Annotated in this window: 15 protein-coding genes; 7 read left to right on the forward strand and 8 right to left on the reverse strand. The window is 51.5% G+C overall.

Features of this window, described 5'->3' with window-relative positions:
• Window positions 1-36: 36 nt before the first annotated feature.
• Window positions 37-1,257 carry an argininosuccinate synthase gene (locus CKO12_RS06410; protein ID WP_200153918.1) on the reverse strand — a complete coding sequence of 407 codons (1,221 nt, stop codon included), beginning with the start codon at window positions 1,255-1,257 and terminating at the stop codon, window positions 37-39.
• Window positions 1,258-1,401: 144 nt separating this feature from the next.
• Between CKO12_RS06410 and lptF the strand changes: the two genes are divergently transcribed.
• The gene (gene lptF / locus CKO12_RS06415; protein WP_200153919.1) at window positions 1,402-2,490 is read left to right on the forward strand and encodes an LPS export ABC transporter permease LptF; all 1,089 of its coding nucleotides are present in this window, start codon (window positions 1,402-1,404) and stop codon (window positions 2,488-2,490) included.
• A gap of 58 nt (window positions 2,491-2,548) precedes the next feature.
• Here lptF and CKO12_RS06420 read toward each other — a convergent pair whose 3' ends face one another.
• The 5 genes from CKO12_RS06420 to pgi are packed head-to-tail and all read right to left on the reverse strand — an operon-like array spanning window position 2,549 to window position 7,640.
• The gene (locus CKO12_RS06420; protein ID WP_200153920.1) at window positions 2,549-3,316 is read right to left on the reverse strand and encodes a DUF3050 domain-containing protein; all 768 of its coding nucleotides are present in this window, start codon (window positions 3,314-3,316) and stop codon (window positions 2,549-2,551) included.
• 37 nt (window positions 3,317-3,353) lie between these two features.
• A complete protein-coding gene (locus CKO12_RS06425) occupies window positions 3,354-4,127 on the reverse strand; it encodes a hypothetical protein (RefSeq protein ID WP_200153921.1) in 774 nt (257 codons plus the stop codon).
• A 35-nt stretch (window positions 4,128-4,162) separates the two neighbouring features.
• The gene (locus CKO12_RS06430) at window positions 4,163-4,588 is read right to left on the reverse strand and encodes a DUF350 domain-containing protein (protein WP_200153922.1); all 426 of its coding nucleotides are present in this window, start codon (window positions 4,586-4,588) and stop codon (window positions 4,163-4,165) included.
• Window positions 4,589-4,620: 32 nt separating this feature from the next.
• Window positions 4,621-5,961 (reverse strand): DUF2491 family protein, encoded by a 1,341-nt coding sequence (locus CKO12_RS06435; protein WP_200153923.1) that lies wholly within the window; start codon window positions 5,959-5,961, stop codon window positions 4,621-4,623.
• A gap of 32 nt (window positions 5,962-5,993) precedes the next feature.
• Window positions 5,994-7,640 (reverse strand): glucose-6-phosphate isomerase, encoded by a 1,647-nt coding sequence (pgi, locus tag CKO12_RS06440; protein WP_200153924.1) that lies wholly within the window; start codon window positions 7,638-7,640, stop codon window positions 5,994-5,996.
• Window positions 7,641-7,790: 150 nt separating this feature from the next.
• Between pgi and CKO12_RS06445 the strand changes: the two genes are divergently transcribed.
• From CKO12_RS06445 to ubiD, 6 genes are all read left to right on the forward strand, one after another.
• On the forward strand, window positions 7,791-10,814 hold the full coding sequence (locus CKO12_RS06445) for a PAS domain S-box protein (protein WP_200153925.1): 3,024 nt from the start codon (window positions 7,791-7,793) through the stop codon (window positions 10,812-10,814).
• Window positions 10,815-10,856: 42 nt separating this feature from the next.
• Complete coding sequence (locus tag CKO12_RS06450; RefSeq protein WP_200153926.1) at window positions 10,857-11,762, forward strand: YkgJ family cysteine cluster protein; 906 nt, start codon at window positions 10,857-10,859, stop codon at window positions 11,760-11,762.
• A 5-nt stretch (window positions 11,763-11,767) separates the two neighbouring features.
• On the forward strand, window positions 11,768-12,358 hold the full coding sequence (locus CKO12_RS06455) for a D-sedoheptulose-7-phosphate isomerase (RefSeq protein ID WP_200153927.1): 591 nt from the start codon (window positions 11,768-11,770) through the stop codon (window positions 12,356-12,358).
• 68 nt (window positions 12,359-12,426) lie between these two features.
• Entirely contained in the window at window positions 12,427-14,325 is a 1,899-nt protein-coding gene (locus CKO12_RS06460) for an Lcl domain-containing protein (protein ID WP_200153928.1), read from the forward strand.
• 65 nt (window positions 14,326-14,390) lie between these two features.
• Complete coding sequence (locus tag CKO12_RS06465) at window positions 14,391-15,446, forward strand: Rpn family recombination-promoting nuclease/putative transposase (protein ID WP_207146289.1); 1,056 nt, start codon at window positions 14,391-14,393, stop codon at window positions 15,444-15,446.
• Window positions 15,443-16,906 carry a 4-hydroxy-3-polyprenylbenzoate decarboxylase gene (gene ubiD, locus CKO12_RS06470; protein WP_200153930.1) on the forward strand — a complete coding sequence of 488 codons (1,464 nt, stop codon included), beginning with the start codon at window positions 15,443-15,445 and terminating at the stop codon, window positions 16,904-16,906. Before CKO12_RS06465 ends, ubiD begins: the two co-directional genes overlap by 4 nt.
• Before the next feature lie 39 nt (window positions 16,907-16,945).
• On the opposite strand, the gene ispG is transcribed toward ubiD, so the two are convergent.
• Together ispG and CKO12_RS06480 are read right to left on the reverse strand one after the other, a co-directional pair.
• Window positions 16,946-18,178 (reverse strand): flavodoxin-dependent (E)-4-hydroxy-3-methylbut-2-enyl-diphosphate synthase, encoded by a 1,233-nt coding sequence (ispG, locus tag CKO12_RS06475; RefSeq protein ID WP_200153931.1) that lies wholly within the window; start codon window positions 18,176-18,178, stop codon window positions 16,946-16,948.
• Between the two features lie 138 nt (window positions 18,179-18,316).
• Window positions 18,317-19,798 (reverse strand): DNA methyltransferase, encoded by a 1,482-nt coding sequence (locus CKO12_RS06480; RefSeq protein ID WP_200153932.1) that lies wholly within the window; start codon window positions 19,796-19,798, stop codon window positions 18,317-18,319.
• Window positions 19,799-19,800: the final 2 nt, after the last annotated feature.

Raw genomic sequence — 19,800 nt, forward strand, 5'->3', positions numbered from 1 at the left:
ATGCTGGCAAATTGATGCCAGCATTTCAGCCATCACTTAACTGTGTTGGCGACCAGCAACGCGCAACCGTAACGCATTCAAACGAATAAACCCGGTGGCATCTTTTTGATCGTAAGCACCCGCGTCTTCTTCAAAGGTAGCAATTGAAGCGTCAAATAAGCTATTGGTTGCAGATTTGCGCCCCACCACCAATACATTACCTTTATACAGCTTTAAGCGCACCTCGCCATTGACCACTGCTTGCGTCTGATCAATTGCCGCCTGCAGCATATATCGTTCTGGAGCAAACCAATAGCCGTTATAAACCAAACTCGCATAGCGTGGCATCAATTCATCTTTCAAATGCGCAGCTTCACGATCCAAGGTCAACGATTCCATAGCGCGATGTGCTTTTAATAGAATCGTACCGCCGGGCGTTTCATAACAACCGCGTGATTTCATACCCACATAACGGTTCTCAACGATGTCAGCGCGACCAATACCATGCGCCCCGCCAATCCGATTTAATTCCGCCAACAATGCGGCTGGACTCAAGCGTTCTCCATTCAATGCGACGACATCGCCACCTTCAAACGTTAATTCAATGTTCAATGGTTGTTCGGGCGCTTGTTCGGGTGCCACTGACCACCGCCACATCTCAGCACTGGGTTCGACCCAAGGGTCTTCGAGATCATAGCCTTCGTATGAAATGTGTAATAAATTGGCATCCATTGAATACGGCGATTTCGTACCATCGCGTTTCATTTCAACCGCAATACCGCGACTGGCGGCATATTCCATTAACTTTTCCCGCGACAACAAATCCCATTCCCGCCAAGGCGCAATGATTTTAATCTCAGGATTCAGTGCATACGCAGTCAATTCAAACCGCACCTGATCGTTGCCTTTACCCGTTGCACCATGTGCAATTGCATCTGCGCCCGTCGCTGCCGCAATCTCAATTAAGCGTTTCGCAATTAACGGCCGCGCAATTGAAGTGCCGAGCAGATATTCACCTTCATAAATCGCATTCGCACGAAACATCGGAAAAACGAAATCACGCACGAATTCTTCACGCAAATCGTCAATATAAATTTCTGTCACTCCCGCCGCAGTCGCTTTAGCGCGAGCGGGTTCTAATTCTTCACCCTGACCAATATCGGCAGTGAAAGTTACCACTTCACAACCGTATTCTTCTTGCAGCCATTTCAAAATCACCGACGTATCCAAACCGCCGGAATACGCTAACACGACCTTTTTGATTGCGCTGTGCGCCATCGTTTGCACTCCACAGTGATGCGAAAATAAAATCCCAAAGCAAGCGGTATTACAGTATAAATTTATCAACGCAACCTTGCCACTCAATAGCCGTTATGCAGCGGCTGATGGCAAAATAAACCAGTTGTTTTAATTGGATAAACCATGCTAAAAATCATTGATCGTTATCTGTTACGCGAAGTCATCATCGTATTTGTCGCCATTATTGTCATCTTGCTGTTTATCGTGACCAGCATGATGGTGTTGCGCATTTTAGAAGAGGTCAACGTTGGCGGGTTAAACGTCGATTTTTTCTTACAACTTTTGCGGTTACAACTCATACGCGACACCTCCAGCTTGCTCCCTCCCGCATTTTTTCTCGCCGTTCTCGTTAGCCTCAATCGCCTATCCCGCGACAGTGAATTGATTGCGCTCAATGCTTGCGGCGTCGGTATGCCGAGGTTGTATCGCATTTTGCTATTATTAGCAGTGCCAATTGCGCTGCTCACTGCTTGGTTTTCATTAAAATTACAACCGGAAGCCGCTACCACAATTCAAGAAATTCGTTTACAACAACGCGAACAAGCCACCCAATTAGCCGGTTTACAAGCGGGACGGTTTTATATTGAAGAACACGGGCAATTGATCATTTATATTGGCGCGATTGTGCAACGCCGAGCACTGGGCAATCTATTCATTCTTGATCGACGCGGAACGCGAACGCAGCTCGTGGTCAGTGCTGGCGGCACTCATCATCTTGATACGGTGACTGGCGATCATATCGTGACGCTCCAACAGGGTTATCGTTTTGATGGTCAAGCGGGCGATGGCGCATTTTTAATTGGTCAATTTGCAACGTATCAATTACGGATTCGTGGCAATGGTACCCCGCCACAATTGCCTTCAAAACGCGCCACCACGCCAACAATGCAATTATTAAACACGACTAATCCGGCGCAGCGAGCTGAATTAGAACACCGATTAGCAGCGCCATTGGCAATTGTCATGCTGGCAATTTTAGCGGTGCCTTTAGTGGAGATTTCACCGCGTCATAGCACCACTTGGCGTTTAGGGTTAGCACTGCTCGCGTATTTCAGTTTTTTCAATTTACAGCGTCTCGCCGAGAATTGGTTAGAAACCGGCACCACTCCACTTTGGCTCGGCAGTCTGTGGTATCAACTGGCAATTGTCGGCGCAGTATATTTCATTTTAATGCCCGATAGTTTATGGTTAAAACGCCTGCGACAACGGTAAGCAATTCTTTTGAGCAAGGCAAATAAAACCCCCTTTTTGCAAAGGGGGCAAGAGCAGTTTAAGCACGAATGGCTTCTAATACGCCATCCCAAAACCGAATACGCGCACACAATGCTTCTTCCGCCGCCGCTTCTGCTTCGGCAATGCGCGTGGCATCAGTACCGCACAGCGTTTCCAAGAGCTTAAATGACAGCGGCCCGTGAAAATCTTCATCTAAATGAATATGGCGATTCAAATAGAAATGAAACACCGGCGCTTGTGCTTCAGTAATGTGCATCTGTTTGAGAAACTGGCGAAACATTGCCGGAATTAAATTCTCGCGCCCCAAAGCCAATGCCGCAGCGACACAATGCGCTTTATCTTCACGAATAAAACTAAAGGTCGTTTCACAAAAATACCGCGCTGACACCGGCACCATTGGCGCATACAGCGCCGCATCAATTCCTTGCTCGGCAACCAAAGTTAAAAATTTCTCTGGCAATTGCGCATCTGCGCCCACTTCCTGCATGGCGCGGCAATAAGATTCAAAATGGCTGGCGTAACCCATTTGTCCATCTGCCAATGGCACCGTATCCGATTCTTCTTCCAGCGTGAGTTGATTGATGAAAAAACGCAAACTCGGATCACTGCGCGGAATCCAAGGCACCTGCACCGGCGCAATATGCCGCTGCAAGTATTTAATCAGCGACATAAAATCCCAAACTGAAAAGACATGATGCTGCATAAAAATACGCAGGTCTTCAATAGAAGTTAATGCGCCATAAATGGGATGTTGGTTGAGTTGGTCACGCAGCGGTTGTAAATGGGAAAGATTGAGTGATGACATGAATACAGATGCTCGCGTCAGGCATAAAAAGAAATGATTAACTTTGCCGCGCTTTTAAGCGTGCCAAGCGATCAAGCGCCGAATTGGTTGGCAATGTGTGTCCACTCGCTGCCGCCAATGCCGCTGCTAAATGTGGATCATCTTGTTCGGGACGACTCGGCGCTAATAACTTCGCTTTTGCCGTTGCTGCCTGCGCTTGTGCTAAATCTCGCGCTGCCGCGTCATTCATTGCCTTGAGCGCCACACTTAACCCACTGGTTGTACTCGCTAAACCAGCAGCTCGCCGCGCCGATTCCGCTTGCCGCTCCGCCAATTCCCGCTGCTGTTCAGCGCGTTTCATATCCCGTTCTGCCCGTTGCAATTCACTCCGCGCTGATTTCAATTTATTGCCAGCATCAGCATAGGTTGATTCCAACATCGCTAAAAAATCTTGCGCATCAACCGCTTCAGCGGTTTCACGTTCTACTTCTGGCGTCATCTGTTCTAATAAATCAAGCAGCGTATTCAAACTTCGTTCTAACGCCGCTCGCCGCATTGGTTCCGCTTCAATACTGATCTGCGTTTGCAATAATTCAGCCGCCGCCATCCGTTGCGTTAATAACACGCGAATGGCATCCGCTTCTTTCTTTTCACGTTCATAAACTGCTCGCGCCTGCGCCACTTCTAAACCCAATTCATCAAGGCGTTCTTCCATTGCCCGCAATTCGGCTTCAGTTGCGCCTTTGGGATCCCAGCGCACCAATGCTTCAATACCCGCTTGCATGGCTTGATCGGCTTTCACTCCAGTGAAATGACGAATAAATCCTAGCATTTTTTAACTCCTCAGTCTCAATAACACAGTGAATATCAGCCCGCCATCGCGCCAGCATTTAATACCGCAATGGATAGTTGAATGCCGACTAATACTAAAGCAATCGCTACATTATCCGCTTCAATGGCGGTGCGGAAACGACGAAAAAAAATGGTGAATAACAAAAACGTTAATAATTGAATCACCACGGCGACGCTGCCCCATAATACGATGTCGAGCCAGACGCCAGTTGTTGCTAACGTTGCCGCCAGCGGAATTGCAATTGAAAGCAGCGCCCCGCTGAGAACTAAACCCGCAGCGCGATTGCCGCGTTCAATCAATGCCCGTTCATTAAATGGCGTGATGAATACATAGCAGGTCACGCCAACCACTAATAATACAACGGTGGTTAAAAATTGCAGCAGCAGTACCGGTAAACCGCTATTCAACGTTTGCCATAACGCAGTAAAAATATCAGCCATGCTCACAACTCCATTGAGTGCTCAAAACACAATTAACTCAATTGCAAGGCAGCAAGCGGAATGTCAATTCCCACTTGCAGCGCAATCCACGCGGCATCTGGTTGTTCAATCGCCTGCACCAAAAGATATTCAGTCGGGGGCGCAGGTGCCGGCGCAGCAGTCAATCGCGCATACAACATCGCCTGCTCATGGCGCATTGCCCCGCCCGCCGGTTCCAGCGTTTCCGTCAACAGGTGCGGGGCGATGCGCGTCGTGCCCGGCGACCAGTGGCGCTGATAATGCTGCCCATCTTTGGTGGCAAAGGTCGGTCGACCCAGCAGCCCGTCGGCTTGATCCAGCCAGATGCGCCATTCCTCCGCGTCAGCGGGCGCAACCTCGTCAAGCTGCGAAAAATAGCGGCATTCGTCCGGTTGCCCGGCTGCGTCCAGATGCACCTGAAAAAAGCCGGTGCCGCTCGCAACATACAGCCGATACCACGTTTGCCCGCTACCTTCGACGCGCCCGACTTGCTCCACTGACAGAAAGCCGCTGGCGGTCGCAGCTTCCGGTGCCGTCACCGTCGTATAGGGCGCGGCGAGAATGAACAACGATGGATCAACCGGCAGCGTCATGCCCACGCGAAACAGGTGCGACCGCGCTGAAGGTCGCGCTGCGGCAGTGGACGCTGTGCCGGAGCTGCGGCTGCGGCGTCGCCATAACCACCACAGCACGACTGCGCCGATCAAGCCGCCAATCAATAGCAGCATAATCAAGCCCGTCACGATGGCGGAAAGCACGGAGCCGGCGCTGGCAGCGATGGAAGTTGCGGTGGGAGCGGCAGCGGCTGGCGCGGCTGCAACTGCGGCAGTGGTCGCCGCAGCAATTGGCACCGCCGCTGCGGTGGCGGCGGCATTGGGCGCGTTATTCACCACGACGACGGTCGGAGCGCGGGTCGTGAATAACGGCACAACCGCTTCCACAACATCATCTAAATCAAGGTCAACGCGATCAAACAAACCGCGTGAGCGGTGATGCGTGGTGGACGGACGGCGCGACTGGCTGCTGGGCGGCAACACCACTGCGGTTGAGGCTTTTCGCGCCGCGTCCGCTGCTCGCAATGCCGTCAGCGCCCCTTTTGAAGTTTGGCGACTCAGCGCCCGATCGCTGGCGCTGGACGGCGCAGCTTTACCAGTGGACGGCGTGCGAGCGGCGTGGCTGTAGCCCGCTGATGAGGAACGATGCGACGTGGAATGACTGCCGCTGCTGCGGGCGCTGCTGTCAGGCGGCAGCGCCAGCGCCATCATCATTGCCAACGTGATAATTGAAACCACGCGGCGCAGGTCATTCGCTTTCATCAATTGACGCGGAATGATGGTGAATTGTCGCTGGCGCATAAATTGAACTCTCCACGCACGACGCGCCGTGCTTACGCTCGCCGTTGCTGAATAAAATACTCTAATAACGCTCGCGTCGAAGGATCGTGCGGCGCAGTGAGTTTACCGGTTTGTAATTCATCCAAAATCACGCTGGCCAATTGTTTGCCCAATTCCACGCCCCATTGATCAAATGAATTCACGCCCCAAATGATGCCCTGCGTAAAGATGCGATGCTCATATAACGCAATTAACGCGCCGAGCGTTTGCGGCGTCAAGCGTTGCATTAAAATGGAATTCGTCGGGCGATTGCCGGGGAAAGTCCGATGCGGCGCTAATAATTGCGCTTGTGCTTCTGCAACTCCGCTGGCTTGTAATTCTGCCAAGGCTTCCGCAGTCGTGCGTCCGCGCATTAACGCTTCCGTTTGCGCAAAGAAATTCGCCATAAACTTGGGATGATGATCGCGGAGTTCATTATGGCTGTGAATTGCGCCAATGAAATCCGCCGGAATCAATTGCGTGCCCTGATGAATCAATTGATAAAACGCATGTTGCCCATCAGTGCCCGGCTCGCCCCACACCACCGGCCCGGTGCTGTATTCCACCGCCACGCCGTCTCGCGTCACACGTTTGCCATTACTTTCCATATCGCCCTGTTGCAAATAGGCGGCGAGAAAACGCAGCGATTGGTCATACGGCAGCACAGCGTGAGTGCGAGCGCCAGCAAAGTTGGCATACCACACGCCGAGCAGCCCCAGCAGCGCAGGCATGTTGTGCGCGATGTCAGCGGTGCGGAAATGCTCATCCATCGCGTGAGCGCCTTCGAGCAATTCGACAAACCGATCAAAACCCACCGCCAGCGCAATCGGCAGCCCAATCGCTGACCACAGCGAATAACGCCCGCCAACCCAATCCCAAAATCCAAACATGTTATTCGGATCAATTCCAAACGCAGTGACGCGCTCGGCGTTGGTGGAAACGGCGACAAAATGCCGCGCCACTGCCGTTTGATCGCCCAGCGCCGCCAGCAACCAAGCGCGGGCGCTGGTGGCATTGGTCATCGTTTCCTGCGTGGTAAACGTTTTGGAGGCGACGATAAACAGCGTCGTTTCGGGATTGAGCCGCGCCAGCGTTTCCACCAAATGGGTGCCGTCGATGTTGGATACAAAATGCACCCGCAAATCATCGCGTTGATACGGAGCCAGCGCCGCACACACCATCTTGGGGCCGAGATTGGAGCCGCCGATGCCGATATTCACCACATCGCTGATGCGCCGCCCGGTGTGGCCGAGCCAATCGCCGGTACGCACCCGCCCAACAAAATGCTCCATCCGCGCCAACACCTGATTGATGAGCGGCATCACGTCTGCGCCGTCCACCACAATCGGGCGATTGCTGCGATTGCGCAGCGCGATATGGAGCACGGCGCGGTCTTCCGTGTTGTTAATTGCCGCGCCGTTGAACATCCGCTGCGTCCAGCCGCTCAAATCCACTGCGTCCGCGAGCGCCGCCAGCAATTTCAACGTGGTGGGCGTGATGAGATTTTTAGAATAATCAAGATATAAGCCAGCAACCGACAGACGCATCGCGGTTGCCCGCTGCGGATCGGCAGCAAAAAAATCGGTGATGCGAGCGGTGCGCAGTTCGTCCCAATGCTGTTGGAGCGCCTGCCACTGAGGAGTGTGATTAACGAGCGACATGATGAGGAATGTCCTGACAGAAGGGGAAACGTGATTACAACACAACAAGAAAGCCGCTCTTGCAACTCGACAACGAGCCGAGGCAAGGCTGCGATATTCTAGTCTTTCCATGCGCCGGCGCATGTGTCACCAGACTTTTAGGATTTAGCGATGCCACTCAAACGATCACATTCCATTCGGTTGCTGCCATTCACATTGCTGGCGACCGCCATTGTGATCCTTACCGTTGGCGGCATCGCCGTCAATTTTAGCCAGCAACGCGATTATGAAGCCGCCCGCCTCATTACCATCGCCGAATTCAAAGCGCGGCAAATTGCTGAATGGCTCAATGAACGGCGCAATGATGCGCGATTCATTCAAAACAGCCGCATGATGCTTGATCTCAAACTCAACACGCTCACCGCAGCGGGCGCACAACAGAACGATCTCACCACATATCTGCGCAATTTTGCCCGCGATAACGCTTTCCAAAACCTCATGTTATTGAGTGACAGCGCCACCCTGCTGTGGAGTTCCAGCACCGCGCCGAGCGTCATTGATCCACATTTAAGCGCCGCCGTCATTGCCAGCAGTGCTGACCGCCGTCTGCGCCATGAAGGGCCATATCGTGATCAAAAAGGCGAATTGCATTTAGATTTTCTCGCGCCGCTCCCCGCCACCGCCGCGCATCCCAGCATGGTGTTGGTGCTGCACACCGATCCAGCGACCTATCTCTATCCCACGCTACAAACCTGGCCCGTGCCCAGCGCCAGCGGTGAAACGCTGCTGGTACGGCGCGAGGGCGAGCAGATGGTTTTTCTCAACGCGCTGCGCCATCAGCCTGATGCGGCATTGAGCTTGACGCGCTCGCGGCGAGAACCGCTGCTGTTATCCGCGCAGTTGCAACGCTCTCCACACCTGCTCGGCACTGCGATTGAAGGTGTCGATTATCGCGGGATGCCGGTGCTGGGCGTGGGCGTCATCGTGCCGTCTACCGATTGGATACTGATTGCAAAACGCGATCTCGCTGAAATCAACGGCGAGGTGATGAGCACGGTGCTGTGGATTGGGTGGGCGGGAGTGCTGGCGCTGTTAATGACGATCAGCGGGGCGGTGCTGCTGCGCCAGCGGGAGCAATTGGTGCTTGCGGAATCGGTGCAAGCCGCACAGAACGAGCGGCTCGCGGCGTTGAAATTATTGGCAGATGAAACCTGCCGCCGGCAGGCGCTGATCGCGCAATCCCGCGACGGCATCTTGGTGTTTAACGACGATCACTGCGCGATTGAAGGCAATCAACGCATGGCCGACATGCTGGGTTATCGCTTGGAAGAATTGATTGGGAAGCGCAGTTGGGAGATGGACGCGGTGATGTCGGAGGAGATGATCCGCGAGCATTTCAATCCGTTTCCGATCTCCGGCTTCATGTTTGAAACGCGGCATCGGCGGCGCGATGGCACGGAATATCCGGTCGAAATCAGCGCCAGCAGCGTGTTCTGGGGCGGGCAGCAGTTGGTGTTGTGCATTTGTCGTGACATCAGCGAGCGCAAACGGATTGAACGGCAATTGGCGCAGGAGCGGGTCAACTTGGAAGAGCGCGTCACCGCTCGCACCGCCGAGCTGTATCGGCAAACGCAGGCGCTGCGCACGATCATCGACAACATCCCGCACATGATCTGGCTGAAAGATCGGGAGTGCCGCTTTCTCGCCGTCAATGAAACGCTGGCTGCCATTGCTGGGCGGACGGTGGCGGAGGTGGAAGGCAACACGGATTTTGACATCTGGCCGCTGCCGCTCGCCGAGCGTTTTCGCGCTGACGATCTGGCGGTGATGAAGAACCGCCGGGCGACAACGGTGGAAGAACCCGTCCCGCATCATACTGAAATCATTCACGAAACCTTCAAAGCGCCGGTGTTGGATTCGGCTGGCGCGGTGTTGGGCACGGTGGGCATCTCGCGGGACATCAGCGCCGCCAAAGAATTGGAGCGCATCCAGCAACAGGCGCGTCACGCTGCGGAAGCGGCCAACCATGCCAAAAGCGCCTTTCTCGCCAACATGAGCCATGAAATTCGCACGCCGATGAACGCCATCGTCGGGCTGACGTATCTGTTGCAGCGCGATGCGGTGACGCCAGAACAGGCGGTGCGGCTGGAAAAAATCAAGGGTGCGGCGCAGCACTTGCTGTTGATTATTAACGATATTTTAGATTTATCGAAAATTGAAGCCGGGCGCATGGAATTGGAATACACCGATTTTGCGCTGACCGATGTGCTGGATTACACGCGGGCGTTGATTGCGGAAGCGGCGCAAGCCAAAGGACTGCGGTTGACGGTCGATCCCGGCGAGGTGCCGCCGCGCTTGCATGGCGATCCGACCCGCTTGCGCCAAGGGCTGCTCAATTTTGCCAGCAACGCGGTCAAGTTCACTCCGCACGGCAGCATCCTGTTGCGCTGCGCGGTGCTGCAAAAAGCGACGCCGGAGCAGCCCACGCTGATGGTGCGGTTTGAAGTCAGCGATACCGGCATCGGCATTGCTCCCGACGAATTGCCGCGCCTGTTCACGCCCTTTGGTCAAGCGGATGTGTCCACCACGCGCAAACACGGCGGCACCGGCTTGGGTTTGGCGATCACACGGCGGCTGGCGCAATTGATGGGCGGTGATGCTGGAGTGGAGAGCCGGGCGGGTTGCGGCAGCACCTTCTGGTTTACCGCGCAGTTGGGGTACGGCGTACCAACTGCGGCGCTGGCAACCGCGCCGCTGCTGGCATCCAGCACTTCGGTGGAGCTGGAGCTGCGGCACCGCTGCGCCGGAGCGCGGGTGTTGTTGGCAGAGGACAACGCGATTAACCGCGAGGTGGCGTTGGAATTGCTGAACGCGGTTGATTTAACGGTAGAAACGGCGGTGAACGGGCTGGAGGCGGTCAGCTTGGCCAGCTCGCGCCCCTACGATTTGGTGCTCATGGACGTGCAGATGCCGGAGTTGGACGGTTTAGAGGCAACGCGCCTGCTGCGGTTGCAAGCGGCGACGGCGGAGCTGCCGATTTTAGCGATGACGGCCAATGCGTTTGAAGAAGATCGCCGCGCCTGTTTAGCGGCGGGGATGACGGATTTTGTGGCAAAACCGGTTGATCCCGACGCGCTGTATCGGGCGCTATTGCAATGGTTGCCAGAACGCACGACCACCGATACGACAGATTGATTGCACTGATAATTCAATTTTCATTCACTGAGAAGTTTATTTATGTCCGATCTTCCTTTTCAAAGCGCAGTAATGCCCGAAGCATTGCAGTTAAATAGTCCGCTGCAATTTCATTGTCACCCCGGCATCAGTTGTTTTAACGCCTGTTGTCAACGCGCTGATATTACGCTCACGCCTTATGACGTGCTGCGCTTAAAACGGCGTTTAGGATTAACGTCTACCGAGTTTATTCGCCAATTTACCGTTCCTTTTCAAATGGACGGCGATGGCTTGCCGGGCATTAAATTGAAAACTGATGATGACGGCGCGTGTTTACAACTCGCAGGCGCTGCCGGTTGTAGCGTTTACAGCGACCGCCCCACGGTGTGCCGTTATTATCCGCTGGCGCTATTAACGCTGCGCAAAAAAGATTCCGCAATTGCTGAAGAACGCTATTCACTGGTGAAAGAAGATCATTGCCAAGGTCACGCCGCAGCGCGGACGCTGTCAATTGCGGAATATCGCACCGAGCAGCATTGCGATGAATTCGATGCAAAAAACCGCGACTGGTATCAACTGGTCTTAAAAAAGAAATCGGCGGGGCCAGCCGTTGGGCGACCACCGCAATTGAGTTTGCAATTCTTTTTCATGGCCTCTTATGACGGCGATACTTTTCGCCGCTTTGTCTTGAGTGACAATTTCCGCAATACCTACACCTTGCCCGCAGAGTTTTATACGGAAATTGAACAGGATGATGAAGCGTTGTTGGAGTTTAGTTATCGCTTTTTGCGGCAAGTTTTATTTGGCGAGCGCACCATTCAAGAAATGGCAGATGCGTGGGAACAGCGCGTCACGCAACGGCAAGATGTTTGGGAAGCGCGGCGACAAATTGAAATTGAACGCCGCGCTGCCGCTGAAGATGACAAATACCGCGCTGATGGAAATGATGATTGTGGCTGCGCTGGTTAATTGCCATGACTGATATTGCCGCATTCACTGCGCATCTTCGCGTTCAATTAGATGCCACTGCTGCATTGATTGCCGCTGTTCAAAGCGACGCTGAGGTATTGGCGGCAACGGTTGCAGCAGCGACGCGCACTGCGGCAGCCATTCAACACGGCGGCACCTTATTTATTTGCGGCAATGGCGGCAGCGCCGGTGAAGCAACGCATCTCAGCGGTGAATTGATCGGGCCATTTCTGAATAAAACGCGGCGACCTTTACCTGCAATTGCGTTGGGATTTGATTTAAGCGCCAGCACTGCCATTGCCAATGATTTCACCTTTGATGCCATTTTTGCACGGCAATTAAATGCGCTGGCGCGTCCCGGCGATGTGCTTTGGGCGCTATCAACGAGTGGACGTTCTGCCAACATTGTGAATGCGTTAAATGCTGCCACTGAGCGCGGTTTATTGACGGTGTTATTTACCGGCGCGGCGCATTCTGATTTGCCTGCCGCCGATATTGTTTTAGCGGTTCCATCCCGCGATACGCCGCGCATTCAAGAGCTGCATTTAGTGCTCGGTCATTTTATGTGCGAAATGATTGAGCGGTTGAGTGTGTAAGACGGAGGTGAAAAACTAACGATAGCAAGTTGCAAGTATCTTTTCCTTTAACTCTGTGGAGCATTGCGATGTTAATGCGATTTTCTGAATTGAAACGCTGGACAATGCTGACCGGTTTATTGGTCAGTACGCCGTTTTATATCAATGCTGTTCATGCTGCTGGTTTGAATGATACGGGCATTACCACCTGCGGAAATATCGACACCAACGGCTTGCCGTGTCCGGTCGCCGGTTTTCCCGGACAAGATGCTGAATTCGGAACCAATGGCTTTGATTTCACCAAACTGGATGCTGACGGCAATGAATTGCCAGCGACCGCCACCGATCACACTTGCGTCCGCGATAATGTCACCGGTTTGATCTGGCAAGTGAAACTCAGTGATTCAGAGTTCACCTTCGACCAAACTGCCGGTTATGTGACCAGTGTTAATGCAACTGGCTTGTGCGGATTTAATGATTGGCGAATGCCGGACGTAAAAGAATTAGTGGGAATTGTAAATCACGGAAAAACTGATCCCACAATTGATACCAATTATTTCCTGAATATGCCAAGCGATTCTGGGTTTTGGTCCGGTTCTCCGCTTGCCTACGACTCGTACGGCGCGTGGGGCGTGTATTTCTACGATGGCTACGCCTACGGCTACGACTTTCGGTACTTCGACTTCCACGTTCGCCTCGTCCGCGGCGGACAGTCTTTTGACACTTTTGTTGATAACGCGGATGGCACCGTAACGCAGTCGAACACTGGGCTGATGTGGGCAAAATGCAGCGAAGGGCAAAGCGGCACGAATTGTACTGGTGACGCAAACACAATGGATTGGAGCGCAGCATTAACTGCCGCTAATAATTCTAATCTGGGTGGCTATAACGATTGGCGACTGCCGAATGTGAAAGAATTACAAGCCTTGGTCGATTACAGCCGCTATTCACCGGCAATTGACACCACCTACTTTCCGAATATGCCAAGTGGTGCTGATTCGTGGTTTTGGTCCGGTTCTCCGAATGCCAACTACTCGAACTTCGCGTGGAACGTGAATTTCAACGATGGCTACGCCGTCAGCAACGGTCGGTACGACTACTTCCACGTTCGCCTCGTCCGCGGTGGACAGTCTTTTGATCCTTTTGCCTTAACCGTCAATAAAACCGGAAGTGGTGCCGGTCTGGTAAAAAGCGGCGACGGCAAAATCAATTGCGGTTCCAATTGCAGCAGCGATTTTGAAAGTGGCAGCAGCATTATTCTCACCGCTACGCCTGATACCAGCTCCGGTTCGACTTTTAGCGGTTGGAGCGGCGCATGTACCAATAAAACTGGCGATTGCACCGTGACTATGAGCGCAGCGCAAACCGTCACTGCTAATTTCAATCTATTGCCCAGTTATAAACTGTCAATTACCAAAAGTGGCAATGGCACTGTCACCAGTTCACCGGCAGGAATTAATTGCGGCACCGCTTGCAGTAAACAATTCACCAGCGGCACTGCCGTCACACTTACCGCCAAAGCGGATACCGGCGGGACTTTTAGCAAATGGACGGGCTGCACTCCAATTGCCACCAATCCACTGCAATGCACGGTCACGCTCACCAGCAATAAAACTGTGACCGTTGCACTTAATAATGGTGCATTGGGTGATCTTAAAATCACTGCTATTGCACTCACGCCAACTTCACCGGCAGCAAATAGTATTTTTACCGCCAAGATCACGGTAAAAAATCAAGGTACTGTGACAGCAGCCGGCGGTTATTTGGATGTGTGGGCGCATCAAACAGCGGTGCAAACGTGCGGCGCTCAAGCCGAATGGATTGAAGTCGGTTCATTAGCTGCCGGCGCGAGCAAAACCTTAACGGTGAGTTTGCGGTCAAAAGGTACTGGCACTAAAACGCTCCGCGCTTTTGTTGATAGCTGGTGTCAAACGCCGGAAGCTGATGAAGCGAATAACCAACTCACTAAAACTTATACGGTGAAGTGAGTTAAATCCTTAGCCTCCCTTTTCAAAGGGGGGCTTTTAATAGAGACATTTTTAGTGAGGATGATATGATGCGTTTTTTGAATCCCAAGAATGATTACACCTTTAAGAAAATCTTTGGTTCTGAATCGAGCCACGAGATTTTAATCAGCTTCCTCAATGCAATTCTCGATTTAAGCGGTGCTGAGGAAATTATTGAGGTGACGATTATTGATCCTCATCAGGCAGCAAAAGTTCAGGAATTAAAAAACACCTTTTTAGATGTCAAGGTGCGCAATCAGGGTGGGCGTTTTTACGGTGTAGAAATGCAGGTGCTCAACGTCGAAGGCTTCGAGAAGCGCGTGCTCTACAACACTTGCAAAGCCTATGTGAATCAATTGGGCAAGGGTGAGGCTTATCGGCTGTTGACCAATGTGGTTGCGATTACCATCGCTGATTTCATCCTGTTTCCAGAATTGCAACAGGTGGTCAGTCATTTCCGGTTAGCCGAGACGGAAAACCCAGAAGTCTATCAGCGCGATTTAGAACTGGTATTTGCAGAATTACCCAAGTTTGATTTAACCGAGGCGGAATTAACCACGCCATTGGATCACTGGTTTTACTTTTTGAAGACGGCGGAAAATTTAACTGCCGTGCCGGAATCATTAGCAGCAGAACCCGCAATTGCACAAGCATTGGAATTCGCCGATCACGCTGGCTGGAGCGAGGAAGAATTAGAGGCGGTTGAAAAATGTGAGATGTGGTTGGAAGATCAACGCTATGTGCAGGAACAGGCGCATCTTGCAGAACAACGCGGAGTGGAAATAGGCTTAAAAAAAGGAATGGAACAGGGTTTGGAAAAAGGTTTAGAGCAAGGTTTGGAGCAGGGGCTGGTAAAAGGATTGGAACAAGGATTAGAACAGGGATTGGAGAAAGGACGGGCGGAAGGTGCAACACTCGGTGCAACGCAGGCAAAAGTGGAGATGCTGTTGTTATTTTTACGGCAGCGTTTTGGTTATTTACCTGCGGAGCTGGAAGAAGAGATTCAAGCGGCACCCACTGCGGCATTGGAAGCGTGGATTGTACGGATATTAACTGCTTCTGATTTGGCAGCGGTTTTCACTACTGAAGAAGCCGCAAAATGAATTATAAAGACCTCCGCGATTTTATTGCGCAATTGGAACAACGTGGCGAGTTAAAACGCATTCACGTTCCCGTTGATCCGTATTTAGAAATCACTGAAATCTGTGATCGCACATTACGCGCGGGCGGCCCGGCATTGCTCTTTGAACGCCCCAAAGGTTCGACAATTCCATTATTGGGCAATCTCTTTGGGACGCCGCAGCGTGTCGCGCTGGGAATGGGTGAAGAATCGGTTAGCGCCTTGCGTGAAGTGGGCAAGTTATTAGCGTTTTTGAAAGAACCTGAACCGCCCAAGGGATTAAAAAGCGCATGGAAAACGCTGCCGATTTTCAAAAAGGTGTTGGATATGGCACCGAAACTCTGCCGCAATCCACCTTGTCAGGAAATCAATTTCACGGGCGCGGCGATCAATTTAGATCAATTGCCAATTCAACACTGCTGGCCCGGTGATATTGGGCGCTTGATTACTTGGGGTTTGGTGATTACACGCGGACCAGAAAAAACGCGGCAAAATTTGGGCATTTATCGAATGCAGGTGCTCAATAAAAATCGCGTCATTATGCGTTGGTTATCGCATCGCGGTGGGGCGCTTGATTTCCGTGATTTTCAACGCGCTTATCCCGGACAACCTTTTCCAATTGCGGTCGCGCTTGGTGCTGATCCCGCGACTATTTTAGGTGCGGTAACGCCGATTCCAGATAGTTTATCGGAATACGCATTTGCTGGTTTATTGCGCGGTAGTCGTACCGAATTAGCGAATTGTCAAACCTCTGATTTACAGGTTCCAGCGAGCGCCGAAATTGTTTTAGAAGGACATATTTATCCGCATGATTTAGCAGCAGAAGGACCATTTGGCGATCACACGGGTTATTACAATGAAGTCGATCAATTTCCGGTCTTCACCATTGAACACATGACCACGCGCCGCGAGCCGATTTATCACAGCACCTATACCGGTCGCCCCCCAGATGAACCGGCAATTTTAGGAGTGGCGTTGAATGAAGTATTTGTGCCAATTTTGCAAAAACAATTCCCAGAAATTGCGGATTTTTATTTGCCACCCGAAGGTTGTTCATATCGCTTGGCAGTGGTCAGTATTAAAAAGCAATATCCGGGTCATGCCAAGCGCGTGATGATGGGGGTGTGGTCTTTTTTGCGGCAGTTTATGTATACGAAATTTGTGATTGTCGTCGATGATGATATTTGTACCCGCAATTGGCATGATGTCATCTGGGCAATGACGACACGCATGGACCCGGTGCGCGATACGGTGATGATTGAAAATACGCCGATTGATTATTTAGATTTCGCCTCGCCGGTGTCCGGTTTGGGATCAAAAATTGGTTTTGATGCGACCAATAAATGGAATGGCGAAACCAACCGCGAATGGGGACAACCGATAAAAATGGATGCGGAAGTACGGGCGCGAGTGGATCAAATCTGGAATACGTTAGGGATTTAATTCCCCTCTTTTTTTATAAAAAAAGAGGGGTTATTTTATTCAACTGCGCCCATAATGCGCATCAACGTATTCATCAACCATGCGCTTGAATTGTTCGGCAATGCCTTCGCCTTTTAATGTCGCCACCTTTTCACCATCAATAAATACCGGGGCGGCGGGATGTTCACCGCTGCCCGGTAAACTAATACCGATATTGGCGTGTTTACTTTCGCCGGGACCATTCACGACGCAGCCCATTACCGCAACCTGCATCGTCTCCACTCCGGGATATTGACTGCGCCACGTCGGCATCTGCTCGCGCAAATAACCCTGAATGTTTTGCGCCAGATGTTGAAACGTATCGCTGGAAGTGCGCCCGCAGCCGGGGCAAGCCGTGACCATCGGCGCAAAAGAACGCAGCCCCATCGTCTGTAAAATCTCTTGTGCAACAATCACTTCCCGCGTTCGCGCCTCGCCCGGCGCAGGCGTCAACGAGACGCGAATCGTGTCGCCAATCCCTTCCTGCAACAGCACCGCGAGCGCCGCCGTCGAGCCAACAATTCCTTTTGAACCCATGCCCGCCTCGGTCAAACCAAGATGCAGCGCGTAATCGCTCCGCGCTGCGAGCTGGCGATAAACTGCAATTAAATCCTGTACCCCACTCATTTTGCAGGACAAAATGATCTGGTTTTGTGATAAACCGAGGGCGACAGCACGCTCGGCACTGGAGATCGCCGACTCCACCATCGCCGCGTGCATCACCGCGCTCACCTCTCGCGGCGCGGCGGCACGAGCGTTTTCATCCATCAATCGCGCAATCAATTCCTGATCCAAACTGCCCCAATTGACGCCAATCCGCACCGGACGCTGATAACGACACGCCAATTCAATCATCGTCGCAAATTGACTATCGCGTTTTTCGCCGGTACCGACGTTGCCGGGATTGATACGATATTTCGCAAGTGCTTGAGCGCACTCAGGATAATCGGTTAATAACCGATGTCCATTGAAATGAAAATCTCCAATCAATGGTACTGCGCAGCCCTGCGTATCAAGTGCATCACGAATGAAAGGCACTGCTTTAGCTGCGGCTTCGTGATTGACGGTAATCCGCACCAATTCCGATCCAGCGCGTGCTAAATCAGCAACTTGGCGCACAGTTGCTGCAATATCGGCAGTATCCGTATTCGTCATTGATTGAATGACAATTGGATAATTTCCACCCAATTGAATTGCACCGATAGCGACGGAAATTGTGGCATGGCGAGTGATTAAATTTGGTGCTGTATTCATAACAAGTTCTGCACATTCATTGGTTGTATGAATTCCCCACTTTAAAAAATTGGAGTGAGGGGTGATTTAAGATGTCGCATCAAGTATAAACCAGCGCATCATATTTATAAATAGTCATGTGCGTATGATGGTGATTATTTATTCATCTAGCGCAGTGTCATCTAATGAGATATTAAACTGTTCATCAGTGTTCGATTTAGCGGCAGTTTTCAACACTGAATGCAACAGCGGTAAATCAATCAGTTCTCGCTTTTCAATCATGTTCTGCACGGTCACAATACGAATCACCGGATCATCACGATGAAATAGCACATGATGATAAAAACCAGCATCCAGCGCCTCTTTTTTCATGTCAGCAGTGGGCTTTTGCAGCGTGATGAAAATGCCCATCACGGCTTTTTCACGGATGCGGTCACTGTTCAATTTAGCAATATCGCCGCGACCAACTTTGCCAGATTTGACTTGAAAGACAACGGGCGCAGTGCTATTGGAATCAGTGGCAATATAAACAATGCCATCAATGCCGCGATCTGCGCCCTTCTTTTCATTGATGATCGCGTGATTTTTACTGTAAGTTAATACCGCCCATTTCTCAAACTCTTTGCGCACCCGATCATCTTTTTTATTCGCCAGCGCAATCGCTGACTCCATATCACGCGGAATGCCGTTTAACGTGATCGTATTCAGAACATCAGCACCAAACTGATCTTCTAGCCGTTTCAGAATAACCGCAATGCTCTGATAAGTAATATCAATCCCAAGCCATTGGCGTTTCAATCGCTGCGCAACTGCAACGGTGGTACCGCAACCACAATACGCATCCAAAATCACATCGCCTTCATTGCTGCTGGCTTGAATGATCCGCTCCAATAACGCTTCTGGCTTTTGCGTGGGATAACCGAGGCGTTCAGTCGCCATCGCATTTAATGCTTGAATATCAAATATATCATCAGGCAATTTTTCTATAGTAACTGCGCGGGTTGCTCCTGGAGTTCCACTCTTAATCCGTCGTAAAACTTCATCAGTTCTTGGTACCAGAACGCGCTGTGGATAAAATTGGTATTTTTTAGATTTTATGTACAAAAAAATAATGTCATGCTTGCGTCCAAACCACTTTTTACTCACGCCACCAGTTTGATAACGCCACACGATCTCGTTCAAATAATCTCCACCCCGCGCACAAAACACGCTATCTAAAATCAGCTTCAAATAATGCGACGCGGTGGGATGGCAATGTAAATAAAAGCTGCCGGTGGGTTTTAACACGCGCTGAATCGCATTCACCCGCTGCGTTATACTCACGAGATAAGATAATAAACCGCTGCGCCCCAACACTGCTTCCAATCCCTTGAGCAATTCAATGGTTTGGCGCGTATAACGTCCGCCTTCATTGCCGATAATTTCCAACAAAGCGCGATCTGCTAACACATTCCATGTCCAAGTATCAATAAATGCTTGCGCTTGTGCCTGATCTTCCTTGCCGACATTGGTATAAATCTGGAAATAATTGCGCTTAGAGTTAAACGGCGGGTCGATGTAACATAAATCAATGCTGTCTTTTTCAATTTTATTGCGCAGCACGTCCAGATTGTCGCCATAATACAGTGCGTTATTATTCATGT

The sequence above is a fragment of the Chromatium okenii genome (genome assembly GCF_016583745.1).
Lineage (GTDB): Bacteria > Pseudomonadota > Gammaproteobacteria > Chromatiales > Chromatiaceae > Chromatium > Chromatium okenii.

Excerpts from the sequence above, each read along its gene's own strand:
- CKO12_RS06445 (WP_200153925.1), top strand. The coding sequence starts at position 7,791 with ATGCCACTCAAACGATCACATTCCATTCGGTTGCTGCCATTCACATTG.
- CKO12_RS06480 (WP_200153932.1), bottom strand. The coding sequence starts at position 19,798 with ATGAATAATAACGCACTGTATTATGGCGACAATCTGGACGTGCTGCGC.
- CKO12_RS06460 (WP_200153928.1), top strand. The coding sequence starts at position 12,427 with ATGTTAATGCGATTTTCTGAATTGAAACGCTGGACAATGCTGACCGGT.
- CKO12_RS06430 (WP_200153922.1), bottom strand. The coding sequence starts at position 4,588 with ATGGCTGATATTTTTACTGCGTTATGGCAAACGTTGAATAGCGGTTTA.
- CKO12_RS06420 (WP_200153920.1), bottom strand. The coding sequence starts at position 3,316 with ATGTCATCACTCAATCTTTCCCATTTACAACCGCTGCGTGACCAACTC.
- CKO12_RS06450 (WP_200153926.1), top strand. The coding sequence starts at position 10,857 with ATGTCCGATCTTCCTTTTCAAAGCGCAGTAATGCCCGAAGCATTGCAG.
- lptF (WP_200153919.1), top strand. The coding sequence starts at position 1,402 with ATGCTAAAAATCATTGATCGTTATCTGTTACGCGAAGTCATCATCGTA.
- CKO12_RS06410 (WP_200153918.1), bottom strand. The coding sequence starts at position 1,257 with ATGGCGCACAGCGCAATCAAAAAGGTCGTGTTAGCGTATTCCGGCGGT.
- CKO12_RS06455 (WP_200153927.1), top strand. The coding sequence starts at position 11,768 with ATGACTGATATTGCCGCATTCACTGCGCATCTTCGCGTTCAATTAGAT.
- ispG (WP_200153931.1), bottom strand. The coding sequence starts at position 18,178 with ATGAATACAGCACCAAATTTAATCACTCGCCATGCCACAATTTCCGTC.
- CKO12_RS06425 (WP_200153921.1), bottom strand. The coding sequence starts at position 4,127 with ATGCTAGGATTTATTCGTCATTTCACTGGAGTGAAAGCCGATCAAGCC.
- ubiD (WP_200153930.1), top strand. The coding sequence starts at position 15,443 with ATGAATTATAAAGACCTCCGCGATTTTATTGCGCAATTGGAACAACGT.
- CKO12_RS06435 (WP_200153923.1), bottom strand. The coding sequence starts at position 5,961 with ATGCGCCAGCGACAATTCACCATCATTCCGCGTCAATTGATGAAAGCG.
- pgi (WP_200153924.1), bottom strand. The coding sequence starts at position 7,640 with ATGTCGCTCGTTAATCACACTCCTCAGTGGCAGGCGCTCCAACAGCAT.
- CKO12_RS06465 (WP_207146289.1), top strand. The coding sequence starts at position 14,391 with ATGATGCGTTTTTTGAATCCCAAGAATGATTACACCTTTAAGAAAATC.